This window comes from Streptococcus sp. GMD4S (assembly GCF_000296955.1).
Genome location: NZ_AJRE01000183.1, coordinates 1 through 1,923 on the forward strand (window position 1 = coordinate 1; position 1,923 = coordinate 1,923).

1 protein-coding gene is annotated in these 1,923 nt (G+C 40.7%); it reads left to right on the top strand.

Going from position 1 to position 1,923, the window contains the following annotated elements:
• Positions 1-328: 328 nt before the first annotated feature.
• The coding region (locus GMD4S_RS08410) for a pyruvate formate lyase family protein (protein WP_000260619.1) at positions 329-1,923 on the top strand (1,595 nt) is incomplete at its 3' end.

Genomic DNA, 1,923 nt, shown 5'->3' on the forward strand with positions numbered 1-1,923 from the left:
AGGATTATCTCTTATTTCCACCGCAGCAAAAAAGGCATCCATGTCGATATGGATGATTTTTCTGGACAGATCATTTATCAATGGAAATATGAGCATTCCAATCCCTTTCTAGTGTCATTTTCTATTTATTATACCCTTTTTTCTGAAAAAATGGGAAAGTTCAACCTGACTTTCAAAAATATAATACAGATAAGAACAAAAAAGAGACTGTATTATAAAAGAAAGCGTCTAAAATGCCGATTTTCTCTTGTTGAAATCGGTTACTGTATGGTATACTTGTCTCAAGAATGTAACAGATGACTGTTACTAGAAAAAAGAGGATATTAACATGGTTGTTAAGACAGTTGTTGAAGCACAAGATATTTTTGATAAAGCTTGGGAAGGCTTCAAAGGCGTAGATTGGAAAGAAAAAGCAAGTATTTCTCGCTTCGTTCAAGCTAACTACACACCTTACGATGGAGATGAAAGTTTCCTTGCTGGACCAACAGAACGTTCACTTCACATCAAAAAAATCGTAGAAGAAACAAAAGCACACTACGAAGAAACTCGTTTCCCAATGGACACTCGTCCAACATCTATTGCTGATATTCCTGCTGGATTTATCGACAAAGAAAACGAAGTGATTTTTGGTATCCAAAACGATGAACTCTTCAAATTGAACTTCATGCCAAAAGGTGGTATCCGTATGGCTGAAACTACTTTGAAAGAAAATGGATATGAACCAGATCCAGCTGTTCACGAAATCTTCACTAAATACGTAACAACAGTTAACGACGGTATCTTCCGTGCCTACACTTCAAACATTCGTCGCGCTCGTCACGCTCACACTGTAACTGGTCTTCCAGATGCCTACTCACGTGGACGTATCATCGGTGTTTACGCACGTCTTGCTCTTTACGGTGCAGACTACTTGATGCAAGAAAAAGTAAACGACTGGAATGCGATCAAAGAAATTGATGAAGAAACAATCCGTCTTCGTGAAGAAGTAAACCTTCAATACCAAGCATTGCAACAAGTTGTTCGCTTGGGTGACCTTTACGGAGTTGATGTCCGCAAACCAGCGATGAACACGAAAGAAGCAATCCAATGGGTTAACATCGCCTTCATGGCTGTCTGCCGTGTGATTAACGGTGCTGCTACATCTCTAGGACGTGTGCCAATCGTATTGGATATCTTTGCAGAACGTGACCTTGCTCGCGGTACATTTACTGAATCAGAAATCCAAGAGTTCGTTGATGATTTCGTTATGAAACTTCGTACAGTTAAATTTGCTCGTACAAAAGCTTATGACCAATTGTACTCAGGTGACCCAACCTTCATCACAACTTCTATGGCTGGTATGGGTAACGATGGTCGTCACCGTGTTACTAAGATGGACTACCGTTTCTTGAACACTCTTGACAACATCGGTAACTCTCCAGAGCCGAACTTGACAGTTCTTTGGACTGACAAATTGCCATACAACTTCCGTCGCTACTGTATGCACATGAGCCACAAACACTCTTCTATCCAATATGAAGGTGTAACAACAATGGCTAAAGACGGATACGGAGAAATGAGCTGTATCTCATGCTGTGTGTCACCACTTGACCCAGAAAACGAAGATCAACGCCACAACATCCAGTACTTCGGTGCTCGTGTAAACGTTTTGAAAGCCCTTCTTACTGGTTTGAACGGTGGTTACGACGATGTTCACAAAGACTACAAAGTATTTGACATCGATCCTATCCGTGACGAAGTTCTTGAATTCGAATCAGTTAAAGCGAACTTTGAAAAATCTCTTGACTGGTTGACTGACACTTATGTAGATGCTTTGAACATCATCCACTACATGACTGACAAGTACAACTACGAAGCTGTTCAAATGGCCTTCTTGCCAACTAAACAACGTGCTAACATGGGATTCGGTATCTGTGGATTTGC